Origin of the sequence: Serratia sp. (in: enterobacteria) (genome assembly GCF_051654945.1) — a bacterium.
Taxonomy (GTDB): Bacteria; Pseudomonadota; Gammaproteobacteria; order Enterobacterales; family Enterobacteriaceae; genus Chania.
In genome coordinates this window covers 845,568-866,774 of the sequence record NZ_JBOFZA010000072.1, presented here as the reverse complement: position 1 = coordinate 866,774, position 21,207 = coordinate 845,568, and the positions used below count along the sequence as shown (strand labels likewise).

19 protein-coding genes are annotated in these 21,207 nt (G+C 54.3%); 6 read left to right on the top strand and 13 right to left on the bottom strand.

What is annotated here, in order from left to right; genetic code table 11:
- Nucleotides 1-228: 228 nt before the first annotated feature.
- From sanA to ACRDCA_RS14475, 7 genes are all read right to left on the bottom strand, one after another.
- Nucleotides 229-978 carry an outer membrane permeability protein SanA gene (gene sanA, locus ACRDCA_RS14505; RefSeq protein WP_438690133.1) on the bottom strand — a complete coding sequence of 250 codons (750 nt, stop codon included), beginning with the start codon at nt 976-978 and terminating at the stop codon, nt 229-231.
- Between the two features lie 165 nt (nt 979-1,143).
- Entirely contained in the window at nt 1,144-2,841 is a 1,698-nt protein-coding gene (locus tag ACRDCA_RS14500; RefSeq protein WP_438690132.1) for an NAD-dependent malic enzyme, read from the bottom strand.
- Nucleotides 2,842-2,997: 156 nt separating this feature from the next.
- Nucleotides 2,998-3,882 carry a cytidine deaminase gene (gene cdd, locus ACRDCA_RS14495; protein ID WP_438690131.1) on the bottom strand — a complete coding sequence of 295 codons (885 nt, stop codon included), beginning with the start codon at nt 3,880-3,882 and terminating at the stop codon, nt 2,998-3,000.
- Nucleotides 3,883-4,018: 136 nt separating this feature from the next.
- A complete protein-coding gene (locus ACRDCA_RS14490) occupies nt 4,019-4,714 on the bottom strand; it encodes a CidB/LrgB family autolysis modulator (RefSeq protein ID WP_438690130.1) in 696 nt (231 codons plus the stop codon).
- Nucleotides 4,711-5,118, bottom strand: a complete 408-nt coding sequence (locus ACRDCA_RS14485) for a CidA/LrgA family protein (protein ID WP_025119528.1) — start codon at nt 5,116-5,118, stop codon at nt 4,711-4,713. The genes ACRDCA_RS14490 and ACRDCA_RS14485 overlap by 4 nt, the downstream gene beginning before the upstream one ends.
- Nucleotides 5,119-5,257: 139 nt before the next feature.
- A complete protein-coding gene (locus ACRDCA_RS14480; protein WP_438690129.1) occupies nt 5,258-6,478 on the bottom strand; it encodes an MFS transporter in 1,221 nt (406 codons plus the stop codon).
- A gap of 134 nt (nt 6,479-6,612) precedes the next feature.
- A complete protein-coding gene (locus ACRDCA_RS14475) occupies nt 6,613-7,686 on the bottom strand; it encodes a sugar ABC transporter substrate-binding protein (protein ID WP_438690128.1) in 1,074 nt (357 codons plus the stop codon).
- 229 nt (nt 7,687-7,915) lie between these two features.
- On the opposite strand from ACRDCA_RS14475, the gene ACRDCA_RS14470 reads away from it, so the two are divergent.
- Nucleotides 7,916-8,281, top strand: coding sequence for an endonuclease domain-containing protein (locus ACRDCA_RS14470; protein ID WP_438690127.1), 366 nt, complete (start codon nt 7,916-7,918; stop codon nt 8,279-8,281).
- Between the two features lie 214 nt (nt 8,282-8,495).
- Here the strand turns inward: ACRDCA_RS14470 and metG are convergent, their stop codons facing one another.
- A complete protein-coding gene (metG, locus tag ACRDCA_RS14465; RefSeq protein ID WP_438690126.1) occupies nt 8,496-10,526 on the bottom strand; it encodes a methionine--tRNA ligase in 2,031 nt (676 codons plus the stop codon).
- A 160-nt stretch (nt 10,527-10,686) separates the two neighbouring features.
- Between metG and apbC the strand changes: the two genes are divergently transcribed.
- On the top strand, nt 10,687-11,799 hold the full coding sequence (gene apbC / locus ACRDCA_RS14460; protein ID WP_438690125.1) for an iron-sulfur cluster carrier protein ApbC: 1,113 nt from the start codon (nt 10,687-10,689) through the stop codon (nt 11,797-11,799).
- 177 nt (nt 11,800-11,976) lie between these two features.
- On the opposite strand, the gene ACRDCA_RS14455 is transcribed toward apbC, so the two are convergent.
- Nucleotides 11,977-12,624 (bottom strand): phosphatase PAP2 family protein, encoded by a 648-nt coding sequence (locus tag ACRDCA_RS14455; RefSeq protein WP_438690124.1) that lies wholly within the window; start codon nt 12,622-12,624, stop codon nt 11,977-11,979.
- Between the two features lie 245 nt (nt 12,625-12,869).
- Between ACRDCA_RS14455 and udk the strand changes: the two genes are divergently transcribed.
- The 4 genes from udk to ACRDCA_RS14435 all read left to right on the top strand — a co-directional run bounded on the left by udk (nt 12,870) and on the right by ACRDCA_RS14435 (nt 17,251).
- A complete protein-coding gene (gene udk / locus ACRDCA_RS14450) occupies nt 12,870-13,511 on the top strand; it encodes a uridine kinase (RefSeq protein ID WP_438690123.1) in 642 nt (213 codons plus the stop codon).
- A gap of 125 nt (nt 13,512-13,636) precedes the next feature.
- Nucleotides 13,637-14,218 (top strand): dCTP deaminase, encoded by a 582-nt coding sequence (gene dcd / locus ACRDCA_RS14445; RefSeq protein WP_024484888.1) that lies wholly within the window; start codon nt 13,637-13,639, stop codon nt 14,216-14,218.
- Nucleotides 14,219-14,253: 35 nt separating this feature from the next.
- Nucleotides 14,254-16,095, top strand: coding sequence for an outer membrane assembly protein AsmA (asmA, locus tag ACRDCA_RS14440; RefSeq protein ID WP_438690122.1), 1,842 nt, complete (start codon nt 14,254-14,256; stop codon nt 16,093-16,095).
- 151 nt (nt 16,096-16,246) lie between these two features.
- The gene (locus ACRDCA_RS14435; protein WP_438690121.1) at nt 16,247-17,251 is read left to right on the top strand and encodes a LacI family DNA-binding transcriptional regulator; all 1,005 of its coding nucleotides are present in this window, start codon (nt 16,247-16,249) and stop codon (nt 17,249-17,251) included.
- Between the two features lie 82 nt (nt 17,252-17,333).
- On the opposite strand, the gene ACRDCA_RS14430 is transcribed toward ACRDCA_RS14435, so the two are convergent.
- From ACRDCA_RS14430 to ACRDCA_RS14415, 4 genes are all read right to left on the bottom strand, one after another.
- The gene (locus tag ACRDCA_RS14430; protein WP_438690120.1) at nt 17,334-17,912 is read right to left on the bottom strand and encodes an acyltransferase; all 579 of its coding nucleotides are present in this window, start codon (nt 17,910-17,912) and stop codon (nt 17,334-17,336) included.
- A gap of 261 nt (nt 17,913-18,173) precedes the next feature.
- Nucleotides 18,174-18,866, bottom strand: coding sequence for an L-ribulose-5-phosphate 4-epimerase (gene araD / locus ACRDCA_RS14425; RefSeq protein ID WP_438690119.1), 693 nt, complete (start codon nt 18,864-18,866; stop codon nt 18,174-18,176).
- Nucleotides 18,860-19,729 (bottom strand): L-ribulose-5-phosphate 3-epimerase, encoded by an 870-nt coding sequence (locus ACRDCA_RS14420; RefSeq protein ID WP_438690118.1) that lies wholly within the window; start codon nt 19,727-19,729, stop codon nt 18,860-18,862. Before ACRDCA_RS14420 ends, araD begins: the two co-directional genes overlap by 7 nt.
- Nucleotides 19,716-21,206, bottom strand: a complete 1,491-nt coding sequence (locus ACRDCA_RS14415) for an FGGY-family carbohydrate kinase (protein ID WP_438690117.1) — start codon at nt 21,204-21,206, stop codon at nt 19,716-19,718. The genes ACRDCA_RS14420 and ACRDCA_RS14415 overlap by 14 nt, the downstream gene beginning before the upstream one ends.
- Nucleotide 21,207 lies beyond the last annotated feature (1 nt).

The window sequence follows — 21,207 nt, the reverse complement described above, 5'->3', positions numbered from 1 at the left end:
ACCCCTATCGAGAACAAGGCTTGCAGCCTCACATTTGAATTCGGGAGAAAAAGTTCGTCTGCCTGTCATTGGACACCTCTTTTGTATCAGGGAAGTTTATCACCCTTAGTTGGTGTCCAAGATCATTAAGCCACATCAGGTGCTGCTTCGCGGGAGTGGGGGGAGTCTAGCGAACTCGATCGGTCCCCTCTCCCTTTGGGAGAGGGTTAGGGTGAGGGGGCATTCACTTCAACTTTTTTTCTGCTGGGCCTTCACTTTTTCTGCCGCCAGTTTGTGCTCCAACTCCACTAACTGCTCCGGAGACACCGCCGGATAACCCGGTGCGTCTTCAGGGATCTTATGCATTGCAGAGATCGGGATCAACGGACCCAGGAAGCGGGGCTCACGCTTGAGGATGTACAAATCGGTCAAGGCCCCCAGGCGGGCAAAAATCTCGCGCACGCGCACCGTCATCATGTTTTTTGGCGAAGGTACCGCATAACATTGCGCCTGGATACCCATATGCAGGGCGATAAACAGGGCGCGCTCGCAGTGGAACCGCTGGGTGATGATGATGAAGTCGTTGGTATCGAACACTTTGCGCGTACGGACGATAGAGTCGAGGGTACGGAAACCGGCATAGTCGAGCACGATATCGCTGGGGGCAACGCCAGCGGCCAGCAGATCGCGGCGCATGGTCATGGGTTCGTTGTAGCTTTGCTGGGCATTATCGCCGCTCAACAGCAGGTATTTCACCTTGCCGCTGTTATAGGCGTTGATCGCCCCCTGAATGCGGTAGCGGTAATATTGGTTGATAACGCCCGTGCGATAATATTTGGAGGTGCCCAGCACGACTCCCACCTGACGGTGCGGCAGCGTTTGCAGTTCTTCGTAGATAAAGGGGGCGGTTTTCCAGCTAATCCAGCGATCGAGCGCAATAGCCGACAGCATCAACACCGCAATGATGATGAACAGGCTAATTATCAGGCGTTTCCACATGTTGATGCCTTGCGCGGACGATGGCTTAGGTAAGTTCCAAGGCTACTTTACCTGCCCGGCAGACGCAAGCGGCATGCCCTTGGTCGTGGGTATTACGCTGAATTTTTCAGCATATTCCTGTCTTGGCGTAATAACCGGGCCTGACTGGCAGGCCCGGTGTGGGATTTAGAACGATGTACGTTTGTAGATGCGGTATTGCGGGCGCCAGAAGTTATGCTCAATGGCTTTCGATAACGCCTCTTCCGAGGTCACCACTGCCACCCCCTGCAACTGCGCGGCTTTGCCTACTTCCATCGCGATGCATTTGGAAACACCCTGAATATCATCGATATTCGGCAGCAGTGCGCCGTAGCCATCGGTTGCCAGTGGAGAGCAATCGGCCAGTGCGCGGCTAGCGGCCATCAACATGGCGTCGGTGACCCGTTTTGCCCCTGCCGCCAGCACGCCAAGGCCAATACCCGGGAAGATATAGGAGTTGTTGCACTGGGCAATCGGGAACAACTGGTCTTTATAGGTGACCGGCGAGAACGGGCTGCCGGTAGCGACCAGCGCGGCACCGTCGGTCCAGTTGATGATGTCTTCTGGCCGGGCCTCCACGCGGGAGGTTGGGTTGGACAGCGGCATCACGATCGGGCGTGGGCAATGCTTGTGCATTTCGCGGATTAGCTCTTCGGTGAACAGCCCTGGCTGGCCAGAGACGCCGATCAGCACGGTTGGCTTGGCGTTGCGCACCACTTCCAGCAGGGAAATCGCATCGCTCTCTACCTGCCATTGCTCCAGGCTGGCACTTTTCTGCACCAGCTTGCTCTGGAAATCGAGCAGGTTGGGCAATTTGTCAGTCAACAGGCCAAAACGGTCGACCATAAACACCCGAGCGCGGGCTTCCTCTTCGCTCAGACCTTCAGACTTCATCTGGGCAATGATCTGCTCGGCAATACCGCAACCTGCGGAACCGGCACCCAGGAAGGCGACGGTCTGATCGCGCAGTTGGCTGCCTGCGGCACGGCTGGCGGCAATCAGGCTGCCCAGCGTCACGGCGGCGGTGCCTTGGATATCGTCGTTAAAGCAGCATAGCTCGTCGCGATAGCGATTAAGCAGCGGCGTGGCGTTGTTCTGGGCGAAGTCTTCAAACTGCAACAACGCGTTCGGCCACCGGCGCTTGACCGCCTGGATGAACTCTTCCACAAAGGCGTGATATTCGTCGCCTGAAATACGCGGATGACGCCACCCCATATACAGCGGATCGTTCAGGCGCTGCGGGTTGTTGGTGCCCACGTCCAGCACCACCGGCAAGGTATAGGCCGGGCTGATACCGCCACAGGCGGTGTACAGCGAGAGCTTGCCGATCGGAATTCCCATGCCACCGATGCCCTGATCGCCCAGGCCAAGGATGCGCTCACCGTCGGTGACGACGATCACTTTGACGTTCTGCTTGGTGGCGTTTTGCAGCATATCGTCGATGCGATCGCGGTTCGGGTAGGAGATAAACAGCCCACGCGCACGGCGATAGATATCGGAGAAATGCTCACAGGCTTCACCCACGGTTGGCGTATAGATGATAGGCATCATCTCGCTCAGGTGTGAGTCCAGCAGGCGATAGAACAGCGTTTCGTTGGTGTCTTGAATATTGCGCAGGTAGATGTGTTTGTCGTTATCGTTCTTGAAATCCTGATACTGACGGTAAGCGCGTTCCACCTGTTCCTCGATGGTTTCTATCGCTTCCGGCAGCAGGCCGTGCAGGTTGAAGTTACTGCGTTCTTCCTCGGAAAAGGCGCTGCCTTTGTTCAGCAACGGGAATTCCAACAGGATGGGGCCAGCGTAGGGGATGTAGAGAGGGCGTTTGCTTTCGTATTCCAGTTCCATCAGTTTTACTCTTTGCCTAGGGTAAGCTTTATTACTGCCGATCCTAAGAGAACGGAAAAATATGTACAGCATTTGTTAGTAAATAATGAGGAATTGTCGCCTGTTGCTGATTTTTTAGCCGAATTGCGGCGGAGCACGCTGGCTCCGCCAGAGGGATCAGAAGGTGACGCGTTGAACGTCTTGGCAGCCAAGAGCCGCCAGGGTAGCGCTGGTGGCATCCCACTGGGTCAAAATTGCGCCTTCCGCTTCTGCCAATACGGCACGGCGAATTTTCTGGCAATCACCGCCGGAGACGTTCATCAGGATCAGTGCGGCCTGCAGTGGCGGCAGGCTAGGGTTGAATGCAGCATTCTCTGCGTAGCGGCCAGCGTAAACCTTGCCGTCTTCGGCTTCCAGCGCCACGCCGCTATGGGCAGTGCTGTAAGGGGCGTGGCTGCGGTTGGCGGCATCCAGTGCGGCTTTCGCCAGTTCATCATCCAGCGTTAACTGGAAGCCGTGATCGACCGGATCCATCAGCAATTCGCTGACTGCCAGATCTTTTGGCCCGAAGGAGTAAGGCAGATAATCGCCTAGTGTGGCGGTTGCCCGTGCAGGCAAGTGGATCTCCAGCTCGGTTCCGCTGTTAAGCTCGTTCATAAACTGACGGCAGTGGCCGCAAGGCGAGTAGTTGACGGTCACTGCGACCAGCTTGGCTTCGCCGCGCAGCCAGGCATGCGTGACTGCGCACTGCTCTGCATGCACGGTTTGCTGCATCGGAGCACCACGAAATTCCATGTTGCCACCAAAATACCAGTTGCCGCTGATACCGCGCGCCACGGCACCTACATGGAAATGCGAAATCGGCGTTAACGAGCAGGCGGCAGCCAATGGCAGCAGCGCAAATGCCAGTGCATCATCATCCAACCCACACTGTTGCTTGATCGCCGTGATCTGCTCGGCCTTGAACATGGCTGGGAAATCAGGCGCATCTAAATAAGGCAGCAGGGCGGATTGCAAGGCAGTAGGCAATTCGCCATAGGCAGTTTGAAAGCGCGAGTGCATAGGAGATCTCTCTACAAGTTAACGGATAAACATTCTAGGCAACCGGCCCGCAATAAAGTGTGACTAATATCTATTTTTCAATGAAACAAGTGCAATGAAAATCATAAATGCGAGACTTGTCGCAAGTTTTTGGCCGCTAACCGAACAGCCGCAGCAGTATCGGGAACACGAACGGCGCGGTCAGTGAGGTGATAATCCCGCAGATGACCAGTGCGAGTGAACTGAATGCGCCCTGCTGGTAATCCATTTCTACACAGCGCGCGGTACCCAACGCATGCGAGGCCGTCCCCATTGCCAGACCGCGTGATGAATTGGTGGTGATCCGCAACAGGCCAAGTAGCGAATGGCCGAACACTGCCCCCAGAATACCGACAAAAATCACGCACACCGCGCTGATGGCCGGGATGCCGCCAAGCGACTCGGCTACCGCCATGGCTATCGGTGTCGTGACCGATTTAGGCAAAATCGAAGCAGCAATCTCCGGCTTGGCTCCCATCAGCAGGGCAATGGCACCGCCGCTGATCATTGCTGTCATGCTGCCAATAAAGCAGACGGTAATGATGGATTTCCACCGTGCGCGGATCTGATGGATCTGCTCGTACAGCGGAAAGGCGAGGGCGACCACCGCCGGTTGCAGTAGATCGTTGAGGATTTTGCTGCCCTGAAAATAGCGTTCATAAGGAATGCCGGTCAGCAGCAGCAGCGGGATGATCACCGCCATCGACACTAATAATGGGTTGAGCAACGGCATATTGAGCTTTTGTGCCAGCTTACGTGCCGCGTAAAACACCAGCAGGGTCAACGGCAAGGACCACCAGATATTTTGCATCATTGCTTGTCCCCCGCATCTTTGGCTTTACCGAGGACGGGGCGCTCGCGGTGGAAGTAATGTGAAGTATAGCCGACCACCACAAACACCAGCAGCGTACTGATCAGGCAAGACACCACCAGCGGGGCCAGATCGTCAACGATCTGGTCGTAATACTTCATCACGCCGACGCCGATAGGCACAAACAGCAGCACCATATAGCGGATAAACAGATGGCAGCCGGGCTTGACCCACTTGGCCGGCAGGATCTGTGTGGAGAGCAGGGCAAACAGGATCAGCATGCCGATAATGCTGCCGGGGATGGCGATTGGCAGCAGCGCCGCAATGGCGTTACCGGCGAATAGGCTGAGGTAGATCAGCACGATTGCCCTGGCATATTTCCAACACAGGTTAAAAAGGTTGCCCATAGTGTTTTCTCGTTGACGTTGACGCATTCATCATACAATTAAACTGTGAGCTACGCCACAAAACGCAGCATGAATTCTTGTTATGTCCAGCATGCCATTTCGGCAAGTTTGCGGCCCACTTTAAGTGTAGCGGGCCAGGCTATGGTGCGCCGCTGATGATGGCAATCGGTTTTTGCTGCTCTGCCAGCCGGTGACCGAGGAAGAAGAACAGCAGGCTGAACAAGGCGGCGGCGATCAACACCAGGAACATCACCGGCGGTGGCGCATAGCTCAGCAGGAAGCCGCACATCACCGGGTTGATGGCTCCCCCCAGATTACTCAGGCTTTGCACACCGTAATAGCTGCCTTTCAGGTGCGGTGGGGCGATAAAGTCGATAAACATATATTCGACCGGAATGACGATGATTTCCCCCAGCGTGAAAATCGCCATGGCCAGTACCCATAGCCATATCGATTGCCCCGCCAGCATAAAGCCGACCAGCCCCAGAACGAAAAACAGCGTGCCCAGCATCAGCCAGCGCAACATGTTGTCCTGACGCATGCCGCGGCTCAGCAGATATTGCAGGGCGATCACGATGCAGGCGTTGACGATCATCACAACGCCAATCACCTGGTAAGCGAACTCGGCATTACTGACGGTGATCAGATACTGCGACAGGTAGCCGGTAAATTGGCCGAAGACCACCGCGCCAAGCGTGCTGCCCAGAGTGAAGTAGATAAGCCGCCGATCGCCACGCAGCACGTTCACCGTCTGGCGGAAGTTGAGCACCGCTGGCGGGATGTCAGCTTCTGTTGCCGGTGGTGCAGGATAGTTACGCAGGCGGAAGCTGAGAGTGGCTACCGTAAGTAATGCCAACCCGCCGGAAAGATAGAACGGCAGCAGTGGGCTGTAACCGGCCACCATCACGCCCAATGATGAGCCGACGGCCCAGCCAACGTTGATCAACGTATAGTTGATCGAGAAGGCCTTGATGCGTTGGTTGACCGGCAGCCAACTGGCAAAGCAGGCCTTGATGGCGATATTGAGCACCGCATAGGCGGTATGCAGGATCGCCAGCACCAGGATGACGCCCGCGGGTTGTGACACCGCAGGGATAGCAAAAAAACTCAGCGAAAATAGCAGGATTGCGAGCAGGATCAGCGGGTTTTTATTAAAGCGATCGACCAGATAGCCGCCATAAAAGCTGCTGATGATGCCGATGGTCAGACTGATGCCAAGGATAACGCCCACGCTTTTGGGCAGCAGATGGAAGTGTTCGGTCAGGTAAATGGTGATAAAGGGCAGCGTGACGCCACGGCCGATGGTCAGCACCAGCGAACTTGCCAGCAATATCTTGATCAGTGGGGGGAATCCCTTCATAACAAACCTGTTGATGCATACAGTTATGACGCCAATGCAACTACAGTAGCTTATTTTGTGAGGCAGAGAAGGGGGGAACGGAAAAATTGTTTAAAAAAAAGAGGCTACGTCTGTAGCCCCACGACAAAACAGCATTATTTACCGGATTTGGCCTGTAGGGTGGCAAACCAGGGTTGGATGAAATCTTCGCTACTGCCCCAGCCTGGAATAATCTTGCCCAGCGAGGCCACGTTGATCGGACCGGTCTGGCTGACCAGCAAGGCCTGCGGGATAGCAGCGGCTTTAAACTGGTAGGTCGCTGGAGTTGTTTCACCCGCCAACTTGTTGGCAATCAGGCGCAGGTTGACGGCACCAATCAACTTGGTATCTACCGCGACGCTGACCTTCCACGGGCTACCGGCTTCACGCATCAGTTGCAGATCCTGATTGGAGATATCGATGCTGTAGAGCTTGATCTCGGTGCGGCCGTTTTCCTGCAGTGCCTTATAGGCTCCTTGACTGAATGCATCCCAGGTGCCCCAGATGGCGTCGATTTTACCTTTCGGGTACTTGGCCAACACGGCTCCCACTTTATTGGCGGTATCGCCCTGCACGTCGGAGGACACCGCCCCAATCGATTCCAACTCATGAATGCCCGGGTTTTGTTTGAGTAATTGCTGGTAAGCGGCCTGGCGGCGTTCCATGGGCGGGAAGCCCGCGACCCACAGCTTGATAATGTTGGCCTTACCGTCGAAGTCTTTAATCAACTGGCCAAAGGATTCATTGGCCAGCGAGGCATCATCCTGTTGGGAAACGGTTACGCCGGGGATCACACCGCTGACGTCGGTATCAAAGGCCGAAACCGCGATACCTGCGGCTGCGATGCGCTTGACCAGATCGGTGGAATAGGGCGCACGTCCTTGGGAGAGAATGATGCCGTCATACTTCTGGCTGATGGCCTGGTTGACGAAATCCTGGAAACGCGCGTCGTCACCGTTGCTCAGGAAGGTATCCACTTTGAAACCGAGCTTGCGGCCCTCTTGGATCGCCCCGGCCAAAAACTGAGTGGTGTTGTCATCGGAGCCCAGGTTACGGATCACCGCGACGCGGATCTGCCCTTGGTGCTGAGCAATAGCGGCAGGTACGGGGGCTAGTGTGGCCTCAGCGGCCAGCAGCGGCAGGCTGGTCAATAGGCTGAGGGCGAGCAGTGAGGTCTTTATCGTTTTCATTATTGGCTCCGAAGCAGGTGGTGATATTCCTGGTAAAATTAGATGTATGGCTATCTTTCTATCTAGACGTCTATTTTATGCGATGCAGCATCATAACCAGATGCCCGGGCATTGGGAATCCACCGGCTTATGACTTTTTTTCAACTGATATAACGATTTGTTTGGATGAGTTACGCAACGTTGGTCGGACACGGGGGATAAGCGGTGCGCGTGGCGGTAATCTTGACCGATGAAGAGTGCCACCACGCTGATTAAGGCGCGCAGTTTAAGATCAGAAATGACCGAGGCAGAAAAAGCCTTATGGTTACAGCTGCGCGATCGCCGACTGGCGGGATTTAAGTTCCGGCGACAACTTCCTGTTGGGCATTTGGTTGCGGATTTTGCTTGTTGGCAGGCGAAGTTGATCGTTGAGGTGGATGGTGGCCAGCATACTGAACGAGTGTTTTATGATCAGCAACGGACCCGCTTTTTAGAACGCCAGGGATTTACCGTGATTCGCTTTTGGAATGATGAAGTACTGCGTAATTGGGAGGGAGTCAGGCAGGTTGTTCTGTGGAATTTATATCGCAAAATGTCCACCCATTCCGGCCGTTGAGATCGCCCCTCACCCCAACCCTCTCTACCATGTCCCCGGTCTGTACACTCCCACAGGGCGAGGGAGCTGGTACGGAGCGTACAGTAAGCCCGTGCAACTTCGGAAAGTATGGAGAAAGGCTGGGTATTACTCAGAGAAATCAGCGAACTCGATCAGTCCCCTCTCCCTGGGGAGAGGGTTAGGGTGAGGGGACTGTACTCGATATTACAGAGGCTTATTTAACCTGCATACCAGGCTGTGCACCGCTGTCCGGGCTGAGCAAGAAGATCTCTTTGCCGCCAGGGCCTGCCGCCATCACCATACCTTCGGAAACGCCAAAGCGCATTTTACGCGGTGCCAGGTTGGCCACCATAATCGTCAAACGCCCTTCCAGCAGAGAAGGATCAGGGTAGGCTGAACGGATACCGGAGAAGATCTGACGTGACTCGCCACCCAGATCCAGCTGCAACTTCAGCAACTTGTCGGAACCTTCAACAAACTCGGCGCTCTTGATCAGCGCGATGCGCATATCAACCTTGGCGAAATCGTCAAAGCTGATAGTGTCCTGGATTGGGTCATCCGCCAACGGGCCACTGACAACTTTCTGGCTGGCTGCCAGGTCTTCTTTGGATGCGTTGACCATTTCATTCACTTTGTCGAGATCGATACGGTTGAACAGTGCCTTGAAGGTGTTCACCTGATGGCCCAGCAGCGGTTGCTCAATGCCGTCCCAGCTCAGTTCGCAGTTGAGGAACGCTTCGGCACGTTCGGTCAGTGCAGGCAGTACCGGCTTGAGGTAAGTCATCAGCACGCGGAACAGGTTGATGCCCATTGAACAGATGGCCTGCAGATCGGCGTCGCGGCCTTCTGCTTTCGCCACCACCCAAGGAGCCTGCTCATCCACATAGCGGTTGGCCAGATCGGCCAGCGCCATGATTTCGCGGATCGCCCGGCTGGTTTCACGGCTGGCATAGGCCTGGGCAATGCTGGTAGCAGCATCAACAAAGGTCTGATACAGCGCAGGATCGGCCAGGTGATCGGCCAACTGCCCGGCAAAACGCTTGTTGATAAAGCCAGCGTTACGGGAAGCCAGGTTCACCACCTTGTTGACGATGTCCGCATTCACGCGCTGCACGAAGTCTTCCAGGTTCAGGTCGATATCGTCGATGCGTGAAGAGAGCTTGGCGGCGTAGTAATAACGCAGGCAATCGGCATCCAGATGCTTGAGGTAGGTGCCCGCTTTAATGAAGGTGCCGCGAGACTTGGACATCTTGGCGCCATTCACCGTCACATAACCGTGCACAAACAGGCTGGTTGGCTTGCGGAAATCACTGCCTTCCAACATCGCCGGCCAGAACAGGCTGTGGAAGTAGACGATATCCTTACCGATAAAGTGATACAGCTCGGTCGTGGAGTCTTTGTTCCAGAACTCGTCGAAATCCAGATCGCCGCGCTTGTCACACAGATTCTTGAACGAGCCCATGTAGCCGATCGGCGCATCCAGCCAGACGTAGAAATATTTGCCGGGCGCATCGGGAATTTCGAAGCCGAAATACGGTGCATCGCGGGAGATATCCCACTGTTGCAGACCGGATTCGAACCATTCCTGCATCTTGTTCGCGACCTGCTCTTGCAACGCACCGGAGCGCGTCCAGGCTTGCAGCATGTCGCTGAAAGCGGGCAGGTCGAAGAAGTAGTGCTCGGAATCACGCATTTCCGGGGTCGCGCCAGAAACCACGGATTTGGGGTCGATCAGCTCGGTCGGGCTGTAGGTTGCGCCACAGACTTCGCAGTTATCGCCGTATTGGTCCGGGGATTTACATTTCGGACAGGTACCCTTCACAAAACGATCTGGCAGGAACATGCCTTTCTCTGGATCGTAAAGTTGAGAAATGGTGCGGCGCTTGATATGACCGTTCTCTTTCAAGCGGCCATAGATCACACCGGACAGTGCACGGTTCTCTTCGCTATGGGTCGAATGATAATTTTCATAGCTGATACCAAAACCGGCGAAATCCTGTTGGTGCTCGCGGCTCATTTCCGCGATCATTTCTTCTGGCGGGATCCCCATCTGCTGTGCTTTGAGCATGATTGGTGTGCCGTGCGCGTCGTCCGCACAGATGAAATGAACTTCGTTGCCGCGCATTCGTTGGTAACGAACCCAGATATCTGCCTGGATGTGCTCGAGCATGTGGCCGAGATGGATGGAACCATTTGCGTACGGTAGCGCGCACGTCACCAATAATTTTTTCGCGACTTGAGCCATAATAAAAAGTTGCTTTCTTTAGTGAGTGAAAAGGACCTTTGATGTTACCCGATCGCGCTCTCTGCTGCTAGGGCGGTTTCTTTCGGGTTATACGAGCGAGTTACCCTGCAGTTCTGATATGCTTATCAGGTTGCTACCCATTCAAAATCAAGGAGCCGGGATGAACGCCAAATCCCCTGAGCAGACCAACCCTGAAGTTCTGCGCGCCCTGGTGACCGGAGTATTGGCCGCCTTCGAACACCCGACGTTAAAAAACAACCTGACTGCACTGAAAGCCATTCACCACTGCACGTTGATGGACAATGTCCTGCATATCGAACTGGTCATGCCGTTTGCCTGGCAAAGCGGGTTTGAGGCGTTGAAAGAGTCGGTCAGCGCCGAGCTGCTGCGCGTCACCGGCGTACAGGCTATCGACTGGAAGCTGAAACACGATATCACCACCTTGAAACGTGCCAACGATCAGGCTGGTGTAAAAGGCGTGCGTAATATTATTGCCGTCAGCTCGGGTAAAGGCGGAGTGGGGAAATCCAGCACTGCGGTCAACCTGGCGCTGGCGTTGATCGCCGAGGGTGCCAAAGTCGGTATTCTGGATGCGGACATTTATGGTCCGTCGATCCCCAACATGCTGGGCACCGAGCATGAACGCCCAACTTCGCCGGACGGCCAGCATATGGCCCCGATCGTGGCGCACGGTTTAGCGACCAACTCTATCGGTTATCTGGTGACCGATGACAACGCCATGGTGTGGCGCGGCCCGATGGCCAGCAAGGCACTGCTGCAACTGTTGCAGGATACTCTGTGGCCGGACCTGGATTATCTGGTGCTGGATATGCCGCCGGGCACTGGGGATATCCAACTGACGCTGTCGCAGAATATCCCGGTAACCGGTGCGCTGGTGGTGACGACACCACAAGACATCGCCTTGCTGGATGCCGCCAAGGGTATCGTGATGTTCGAGAAGGTGCATGTACCGGTATTGGGCATCGTGGAGAACATGAGCATGCATGTTTGCAGCAACTGTGGTCATCACGAGCCAATCTTTGGTACCGGTGGCGCAGAGAAGCTGGTGCAGAAATACCATAGCCGCCTGTTGGGGCAGATGCCGTTGCATATCTCACTGCGTGAAGATCTGGATCGTGGTCAACCGACCGTGGTCAGCCGCCCAGACAGCGAGTTTGCCGAGATGTACCGCCAATTGGCTGGGCGTGTCGCGGCTCAGATGTACTGGCAGGGTGAAGCCATTCCTACCGAGATTTCCTTCCGCGCGCTGTGATTTCCTGAATTCGGTGCTCGTTTTCCCCCTCACCCCAACCCTCTCCCCAAAAAGGAGAGGGAGCTGGTACGGTGTTGTCGTCAGATGCAGAAGTTAGTCTGTGGCATGGCTGATGTTGAGGATGAGTACCGTTGTTAATTTGTGGCTCGATTGGTCCCCTCTCCTTGTGGGAGAGGGTTAGGATGAGGGGGACATTGGTGAGCGGGATATTGGCTTCTTATGCAGATCGGCCCGCACAAAAGGTTTTTCTACCGGAGCAATGGTCACGGCAATCCTTTCCAGTAATCCCTGGGTCGGTGCCGCAGTCCCTGAGTTGATCAGGACTATTGGCAGCGCCAAGGTAACGGCAATTTTACGGTAGGACAGCCGCGGTGGCTGCGTACCGCGTTGCAACAGCAAGAAAGTGCTGCTGACGATAAAGCCAAGTGTCAGGCCGGTGATCACCTCAGAAGTGGAATGGGCGTGGATCACCAGACGTGAATAGCCTACGGCGGCGGCCAATAAATAGCCGATGATCACCGCAGTCCGTCGCACGGGTGACGAAAAGCGGCCACACAGCAACCACAGCAAAACCGGCCAGATACTGGCAGACAGGGCTGAGTGACCGCTGAACCCGGTAAAGTCCCAGCTTCGGCTGCCGATGCCCCAACCCATAAATGCCAGCTTCGATACGCAAACCACGGCACCCACGCCGCCAAACAGCAGCATCCATTGCCAGGTGGGTTTTCTGCTGGTCGGGGACAGGATCAAAATAATAAAGACGATGGCTGCGCAGGGCAGCAACAGCATGCTGTCACCAAAAAAAGTCAGAAAATGCCAGTTCATTGAGAGTGGTACTCTAAGAAATAGAAGCGAAAAGTGTCTTGATGATGGTGCGAATTGTACCCTGAGCCGCCGATTTGCAGTAGCGTAAAAAATCTTAAATCTCCCGATAACAGAAAATCTGCACGTTAATCTGGTGATTATCTCCCGTCCTGCCGTCTAAACGCTGGCGCCAGGGGCACTAACTCCCTATAATTAGCGTGTTTTACACCCCCTTTCCCCACATATGAAATCAGGTCTTTAATTTTATGACTGACAAGTCGCATCAGTGCGTCATTATTGGTATAGCTGGCGCATCAGCCTCCGGAAAAAGCCTTATTGCCAGTACGTTATACCGCGAACTCCGCGACCAGGTTGGCGATCAACACATCGGTGTGATCCCGGAAGACAGTTACTACAAAGACCAGACGCACCTGACCATGGAAGAGCGGGTCAAAACCAACTATGACCATCCCAGCGCCATGGATCACAACCTGTTGTTCCAGCATCTGCAAATGCTGAAGGCCGGTAAAGCCATTGAGCTGCCGCTGTATAGCTACACCGAACATACGCGTAAAAAAGAGACCATTCATCTGGAGCCGAAGAAGGTCATCATTCTGGAAGGGATCCTGCTGTTAACGGATATTCGTCTGCGCCAGGAAATGAATTTCTCGATCTTTGTTGATACCCCGCTGGATATCTGCCTGATGCGCCGTATGAAGCGCGACGTGAATGAACGTGGCCGCTCCATGGATTCCGTCATGGCGCAATACCAGAAAACCGTGCGTCCAATGTTCCTGCAGTTTATTGAGCCTTCAAAGCAATACGCCGATATTATCGTGCCACGCGGTGGTAAAAACCGCATCGCGATAGATATCCTGAAGGCCAAAATCAGCCAATTCTTTGAATAAGTCATTAACAGGCTGGCGCTTTTTTCCGGCCTTTAGCGAACTATTTGAGTCCTGACATAGACCTTGAGCCCGTTGTGTGGCAATTTTCGTATGAGTTTATGTGCCTTGATGGAATGGAGAAAATAATGAGACTGTGCGACCGCGATATAGAAGCCTGGCTGGATAACGGAAAACTGGTGATTTCACCGCGTCCTCCCATTGAGCGTATTAACGGGGCCACAGTGGATGTCCGTCTGGGCAATCAGTTCCGCGTGTTCCGTGGCCATACCGCCGCTTTTATCGATCTCAGTGGCCCCAAGGATGAAGTGAGTGCCGCCCTTGACCGCGTGATGAGCGATGAAATCGTGCTGCCGGAAGGGGAAGCCTTCTTCCTTCATCCGGGCGAACTGGCGCTGGCGGTCACGCTGGAGTCGGTCACGATCCCTAACGATCTGGTGGGCTGGCTCGACGGCCGCTCTTCATTAGCCCGCCTTGGGCTGATGGTGCATGTTACCGCACACCGTATCGATCCCGGTTGGCAAGGCTGTATTGTGCTGGAGTTCTATAATTCAGGTAAGCTGCCGTTGGCGTTACGCCCCGGCATGTTGATCGGTGCGCTAAGCTTTGAACCGCTTTCCGGGCCTGCGGCACGGCCATACAACAGCCGCCAGGATGCAAAATACAGGGATCAGCAAGGGGCCGTGGCCAGTCGTATTGACAAGGATTAACAGCGAACCGGTATGACGCTGACACGAGGATGGGCATGAGAAGACTACTGACGACTTTGGTGATTTTGCTGGTGGTGCTGGTGGCAGGGATGTCTGCCTTGGTGCTGTTGGTTAATCCGAATGACTTCCGCGGCTATATGGTCAAGAAGGTTGAGCAGAGCAGCGGCTATCATCTGACGCTGGAAGGCGACCTTCGTTGGCATGTCTGGCCGCAGTTGAGCATTCTTGCCGGGCGAATGACGTTGACCGCACCAGGGGCTGCCGCTCCGGCGGTCAGTGCGGATAATATGCGTCTGGATGTCAAACTGCTGCCGCTGCTCTCCCACCAGCTTTACGTTAAGCAGGTGATGCTGAAAAATGCCGTCATCCGCCTGACTCCCGACAGTGCAGAACAAACCCAGCCCGATGCTCCTATCGCCCCCGGTGGTAACCAGGCGGATGATAGCTCGGGTTCCCTGTGGAAATTTGATATCGACAATCTGCGGGTAGTGGACAGCCTGCTGATTTGGCAGCGCGCCAACAACGAGCAGATTAACGTTCGCGATATCAATCTGACCCTGCAACAAAATGAGAAACATCAGGCAGAGATAGAGCTTTCCAGCCGGGTGAATCGCGATCAACGCGACCTGACCTTCAACCTGGTGGCCAATCTCGATCTGCAACAGTTTCCCCGCCAGATAGACGCACAGGTCACGCAGTTCAGCTACCAGCTTGAGGGCGCAGATATTCTTGCTGGCGGCATCAAGGGGGAAGGGAGCGTACAGGCGGTATACCAGCAGTCCTCCCAGCAGATTGCCCTCAGCCAACTGATGCTCAGCGCCAATGACAGTCAGTTGACGGGCAGTGCCAGTGCGCAGTTGCGGGCGGTGCCAACGTACTCGTTGGATCTCAGCGCTACGCAGCTCAATCTGGATGCGCTTTCGGGCTGGCGAACCAAAGCCCCTGATGAGGCGACGCAGCCGCAGCCGATGACCTCGGCCCCGGTGATCGCCAACCAGGCAGACGATCCACAACAGAATTTACAAGCGTTGCGTGACTTCAACGCGCAGCTCAAGCTAAAGGCCGATCTGGTTACCTATCGTGGAATGTCGATTAATCAGCTGGCGGTACAGGCTGACAACCAACGGGGGTTAATGACCGTTGCAACGCTGTCCGGTAAGTTGGCTGGTGGCGATTTCTCCCTGCCTGGTTCGATGGACGCGCGAACGGATAAACCGTTGATCAAGCTACAGCCGAAGTTACGGCAAATTGAGTTGGGCGAGGTTCTCAAGGCTTTCGACATGCCACTGGCCTTGACCGGCACGTTCAATATGCAGGGCGATTTGAGCGGCGATCGGCTCAATGCGGCGGCTTTCGAACATCGCTGGCAAGGGACGGCAGAACTCTCCATGCAGAATGCGCAGCTTCATGGTCTGAATATTCAACAGCTTATTCAGCAAGCCGTTGCTCGTAACGACAGCAGCGTGCGTGGCGAGGATAACTACCAGCGTTATACCGCAGTGCAACAAATGAGCGCCAAGGCCAGCTTGAGCAAAGGGCAGATCACACTCAGTGAGCTACAGGCACAGTCACCGGTGATGAACCTGACCGGCAACGGTACGCTCAATATGCCTGGCAAACAGTGTGATTTGACATTGAACGTGCTGGTGACGGGGGGGTGGCAGGGCAACAACGCGTTGATTGCAACGCTGCGCGAAATGCCAATCCCACTGCGTGTCTATGGCCCATGGGATCAGCTCAATTACCAGCTACAGGTCGATCAATTGTTGCGTAAAACGCTGCAGGATCGTGCCAAAGGTGCCTTGAACAAGTGGGCCGAGAAGAATAAAGACTCCCAGGAAGGCCAGGATTTGAAGAAACTGCTCGATAAGCTCTAAACGCCCGAGCCAAGCCCGCGCTCTCTGTTGTGAGGGAGCGTAGGGCTTACGCCATAATCGACAAACTTCACACCGTTGATATTCATCTGGCATACTGCTGATGGCTTCCCTACAATAAGGGATCTGTTAATGAATAAAGCAAGGATTGACGGTGCCAAAAGCAAATTCTAATGCCACCATTGTGGATATTGCCCGCCGAGCCAACGTGACCAATATCACTGTCTCCCGTGCTTTTAATAAACCTGAATTGGTAAAGTCTGAAACCTTAGAGAAAATTCATGCTATTGCCAAAGAGCTTAATTATGTTCCCAATGCTTTCGCTCAGGGATTAAAGAAAAGCAGCAGCCAGATTATCGGCATTGTCACCAGCAGCATGTATAACCCTTTCTATTCAAACCTGATCCAAACCGTATCGCGCATTGCCCGCCTGCAGGGCTATCAGATTATGTTGTTTGATACCGACGGGAGTGAAGAAGCAGAAATGCAGGCGGTACAGGCTTTGTTTGGTTATAAGGCGCGGGGCATTTTGCTCTCTGCCGTACGTGACGATCGGCACTATCAACCCGCCTATCTTGATCAGGCTGAACGCTATCATACGCCGCTGATCCTGATCGACAGAGATATCTATAATCAACAGCTTAGTGGCGTGTTCCTCAACAACCAGGAGATTGGCAAGCTGGCCGGAAAATATCTGGCTGAACAGCCGGCAAGCAATATCCTGATCCTGGGTGGCCCGGCCGACTCGGAAATTACCTTGGCGCGAACTCAGGGCATTATTGATGCTTTGGAGGGGAAGGGGGGTAAAATCACTATCATTAACGGTGATTATGATTTTATTTCTCAGGCGGTACGGGTTAAGCAATATCTTGCCGATGAGCAGCATCAGCCGGATTATATCGTTGGCCTCAACGGTATAATCACGCTAGGCGCTATTTCGCTGTGCCATCAGCTGGATATTTATCATCGGGTGAAATTCTTTTCGATCGATGAACCGCCCAAGGCGCGGGATTACGGCCAACATATCGCCGGGGTGTATCACGACACGCAGGTGCTTGGGGAAATAGCGGCGGAACTCCTGTTTAATGCGATTAAAAATAATAACAGCGACCAGCCCTTAAGGCGGGAATTCTTCACCGGGATGTTGCTGGTGGAGTGAAGTGCTTTCTCGTCACTCCAACTTTATCCTCAAGGCAACCTCTTGCTCAGCAACTCCGAGCAAGAGACTACCAAAAAGGATACTATCTCAATGACTTCTCTAGCTCCAGTGGGTTCTTTTTCCTATTTTTTATCTTTTTAGCCGGTGAGCCGAAGTAAATTGACCATTCATCTGTATTCTTCGTTATGAGTGAGTTAGCGCCAACCGCAGTTCCTTCCGCGATAATAATATTTGGCATTATAATTGATTGTGACCCAATTATTGCATGCCTTTCAAGGACAACAGTGCCAGATATGACACCTGTAAGGTGCGCAGGTACTGTTGGGTTGGTCATGAAAGCACCACTATAATCGTCGCTTTTGGAGTAAATTTTGACAGACTGAGATAACCCAGAATAATCCCGAAGAATGACACCTGCACCTGCAAAAATCGCTGAGTATCCACCGATATGGACATATGAACCTATATTAAGAAAACCTTCCCCGGCAGCAATGATTGTTGAGAATCCATCAATCCTTACATTATCTCCGATTGTTATATTCTCAATGCCAATTATCGTGCAGTTCTTCGCAATTAAAACATTCTTCCCAATAGATTTGAAATTAAACTTTCTCAAACTTTCTTCATCGTAGTACCCTGGGTTAAAGATTTCATTTTCCACAAAACACTCCTTACTTTATATTGTCTATATAACGTGCACCGAATGTTAGGCGCACTAGATACCTCATAATGCATAAAATTAACGATGAAATCTACACTTCATAACACAGTTACATGCCACTGGTGACGCTTGATATCACTGATTGGTATGTTTTGCTGTAGATATTGGCAACTGCTCAGAGATACTCACGCCAATGTTGCAAGCTTGTACCCTGTCCCCTGTTGTTTCATGGGAACAAGGGGAGAGATCAATATCAACTGCTCATTGCCCGTAGTAAGCGTTTTTACCGTGCTTGCGTAAAAAGTGCTTATCCAACAGCGCCGGCTGCATGGCCGGGATCGCCGGGGTTAACTGCCGCGTGGCCATCGCCATGGCCGCCACTTCCTCCATTACCACGGCATTATGCACCGCATCCGCCGCCGTTTTCCCCCAGGCGAACGGCCCGTGGGAATAAACCAGCACCCCCGGTACCTGCTGTGGGTCGCGCTTCTGCTGCTGGAACGTTTCGATAATCACCTGGCCGGTTTCACGCTCATAGTCGCCGGCAATTTCGTCCTCACGCATCGGGCGAGTACAGGGAATATCACCATAAAAATAGTCGGCATGCGTGGTACCCAACGCCGGGATCGCCTGGCCAGCCTGTGCCCAGATGGTGGCATTCCGGCTGTGGGTATGAACGATGCCGCCGATGGCGGGGAAGGCGCGATACAGCGCCAAATGGGTATCGGTATCTGAGGACGGTTTACGCCGCCCCTCCTGGATCACGCCGTCCAAATCCACCACCACCAGATCTTCCAGCGTCATCTCCTCGTAGGCGATCCCCGAAGGTTTGATGACCACTAACCCTTGTTGGCGATCGATCGCCGACACGTTGCCCCAGGTAAAGGTCACCAACCCATAGCCCGGCAGGCTGAGGTTGGCCGCCAACACCTGCTGCTTCAACTCGCTTAACATGTGATACCTCCCTGTTTCATCTGCTGCTCGATCCAGCTTTTGGCCTGGGCGATATGCTGGATATCCTGGCCGTCGTTGCGGGTCCACATTTCCAGCAGGAACGGGCCGCGATAGTTGAGCCGCTTTAACACGGCAAAGGTATGGGCAAAGTCGACGCAGCCGCTGCCGAAGGGCACGTCGCGGAATTGCCCTGTGGTGCCTGGCAGCACCGGCAAGGTATCTTTTAAATGAATGGCGGTGATCTTATCGATACCGTGCTCCAGCTCGAAGGTGACGTCATTGCCCCAGGCGCTGAGGTTGCCGATATCGGGATAGACGGTGAACCACGGGCTTTCAATCTGCCGGGCAAATTCGCGCCATTTGCTGATGCTGTTGATAAAGGTGGTATCCATAATTTCCACGGACAGCATCACCTGGGCCTTGGCCGCCAGCTCTACCGCCCATTGCATTCCTTCGATAAAACGCTGGCGAGTATGGCGATCGGCGGTTTCGTAATAGACGTCATAACCCGCTAGCTGAATATTCCTGATGCCAACGTCAACGGCGAAATCTACCGCTTTCTCCATCAACGTGCGTGCTTGCTGACGGATGGCGGCATCATTACTGCCAAACGGATAGCGACGATGAGCGGATAAGCACATGCTGGGTATGGTGATACCGCTGTCAAAACGGGCGTTAATCAGCGCCAGCCGTTGCTGACGATCCCAGTCCAGACGTTGCTGGCGCTCCGGCTGCTCATCAATGGAGATCTCCATAAACTGAAAGCCCAGTTCGCTGGCGATACCCAACCGTTGTGACCAATCCAGATCTACTGGCAAGGCTTTCTCGTACAGCCCCAGCACGACGTTATTAGTGGTTTGCATGATGATTGGCCTTATTTAATGCCTGGGCGATATTCAGGTAGCCCGCATAGCTGGCGCGTAAGCGTCGGTTAGCCGCCGCGTCAGGATAATAGGTTTGCAATTCAGGTTTGATCACCTGCACCGCTTCGTTAAAGCTGCTGTATTCCCCGGCACCCACGGCGGCACATATCGCCGCAGCCCGGCAGCCACTTTGCTGGATATTGACCACTTCCAGCGGTAAATTGCCGGCGTTGGCAAACATCTGCATCCACACGTCAGACTGCGTGGGGCCGCCGGTCATGCGGATACGTTCCACCCGTGGATTGAGCTCCACCAGACGATCCTGATGAACCAGATGTGAGAACACGATGCCCTGATAGATGGCATGTACGATATCGGCCATATCATGGTGTCCGCTCAGGCCAACTAACGCGCCAGGCAGGTTGCTGCCGAGGTTGGAGCCGAACAGATAGGGCAGGAAGGTGATGTCGCTTGGTTGCTGGCTGCGTTCTTGCACCCAACCATTAAACTGCGCATAACGCTGATGATCGTTGTCGCAAAACTGGCGTAAGAACCAGGCCAGATTGCTCGCCGAGGTTGGGCTGCCTTCGTGAACAAAGTAACGGCCTTCCATGCAATAACGCCCCCAGGCAAAGGGATGAGGGGAGGGGATCAGGCTCTCTGTCACACAGGTAGCAATCGACCAGGTTCCTGCCACGGCGCTTAGGGTGCGATCGTCGACGACCCCCGAGCATAAAGCCGCGCCAACCACATCAAACAGGCCGCCATACACCGCCGTTCCTGCTGCTAATCCGCATTGGGCGGAGGCCGCAGCGGTGACTTGCCCGGCGAGCTCGGCTGAGCCGAGCATCGGCGCGGTTTTATCGGCCACTTCTTCGATGCCGAAGGCTGACATCAACACCGGGTCGTAGTTGGCCGTTTGCTGGTTAAACAGGTTGCTGCCGGAGATGTTGGTGATCTCCGCCGTCGCTTCACCCGTCAGGCGAAAACGCAGGTAGTCATGAGCCATCAGCACCCGATCGATGGCCTCAAACCTTGCTGGCTCATGCTGTTTCAACCACCGTAACAGCACCGCCGGATGGCTATTCCAGATTGGTTGCAGGCTGCGCGGGTAGGTGATGGCTTCGATACCCTGTTGCTGTAACTCAACCACCATCGCTGCGGCACGAGTATCCGAAGACACGATGCCGTTACGCACCGGCTTACCTTGCTTGTCAATGGCATATAACCCCTTGCCGTGCGATGAGAAGCTCACGCCGCGCACTTGCTTACCGGTGATTGCCGCGAGGCTAAGCACCTGACGAATGGTCTGGCAAAGGTCGCGCCACAGGCCCTCCATCTCGCGCTCAGAGAAACCGGGCTGGGGGGAAACGGTTTCCCCATCACACTCCGCCACGGCAATCTCATCACCGTTAGCCCGGTAAAGGCCCGCCTTGATCAGCGTGCCGCCAATATCAATGCCCAGAAAATATCCCATA

Bases quoted from the DNA above. Each gene is read 5' to 3' on its own strand.
- sanA (WP_438690133.1), bottom strand. From the start codon at position 978: ATGTGGAAACGCCTGATAATTAGCCTGTTCATCATCATTGCGGTGTTG.
- ACRDCA_RS14500 (WP_438690132.1), bottom strand. From the start codon at position 2,841: ATGGAACTGGAATACGAAAGCAAACGCCCTCTCTACATCCCCTACGCT.
- cdd (WP_438690131.1), bottom strand. From the start codon at position 3,882: ATGCACTCGCGCTTTCAAACTGCCTATGGCGAATTGCCTACTGCCTTG.
- ACRDCA_RS14490 (WP_438690130.1), bottom strand. From the start codon at position 4,714: ATGATGCAAAATATCTGGTGGTCCTTGCCGTTGACCCTGCTGGTGTTT.
- ACRDCA_RS14485 (WP_025119528.1), bottom strand. From the start codon at position 5,118: ATGGGCAACCTTTTTAACCTGTGTTGGAAATATGCCAGGGCAATCGTG.
- ACRDCA_RS14480 (WP_438690129.1), bottom strand. From the start codon at position 6,478: ATGAAGGGATTCCCCCCACTGATCAAGATATTGCTGGCAAGTTCGCTG.
- ACRDCA_RS14475 (WP_438690128.1), bottom strand. From the start codon at position 7,686: ATGAAAACGATAAAGACCTCACTGCTCGCCCTCAGCCTATTGACCAGC.
- ACRDCA_RS14470 (WP_438690127.1), top strand. From the start codon at position 7,916: ATGAAGAGTGCCACCACGCTGATTAAGGCGCGCAGTTTAAGATCAGAA.
- metG (WP_438690126.1), bottom strand. From the start codon at position 10,526: ATGGCTCAAGTCGCGAAAAAATTATTGGTGACGTGCGCGCTACCGTAC.
- apbC (WP_438690125.1), top strand. From the start codon at position 10,687: ATGAACGCCAAATCCCCTGAGCAGACCAACCCTGAAGTTCTGCGCGCC.
- ACRDCA_RS14455 (WP_438690124.1), bottom strand. From the start codon at position 12,624: ATGAACTGGCATTTTCTGACTTTTTTTGGTGACAGCATGCTGTTGCTG.
- udk (WP_438690123.1), top strand. From the start codon at position 12,870: ATGACTGACAAGTCGCATCAGTGCGTCATTATTGGTATAGCTGGCGCA.
- dcd (WP_024484888.1), top strand. From the start codon at position 13,637: ATGAGACTGTGCGACCGCGATATAGAAGCCTGGCTGGATAACGGAAAA.
- asmA (WP_438690122.1), top strand. From the start codon at position 14,254: ATGAGAAGACTACTGACGACTTTGGTGATTTTGCTGGTGGTGCTGGTG.
- araD (WP_438690119.1), bottom strand. From the start codon at position 18,866: ATGTTAAGCGAGTTGAAGCAGCAGGTGTTGGCGGCCAACCTCAGCCTG.
- ACRDCA_RS14420 (WP_438690118.1), bottom strand. From the start codon at position 19,729: ATGCAAACCACTAATAACGTCGTGCTGGGGCTGTACGAGAAAGCCTTG.
- ACRDCA_RS14415 (WP_438690117.1), bottom strand. From the start codon at position 21,206: ATGGGATATTTTCTGGGCATTGATATTGGCGGCACGCTGATCAAGGCG.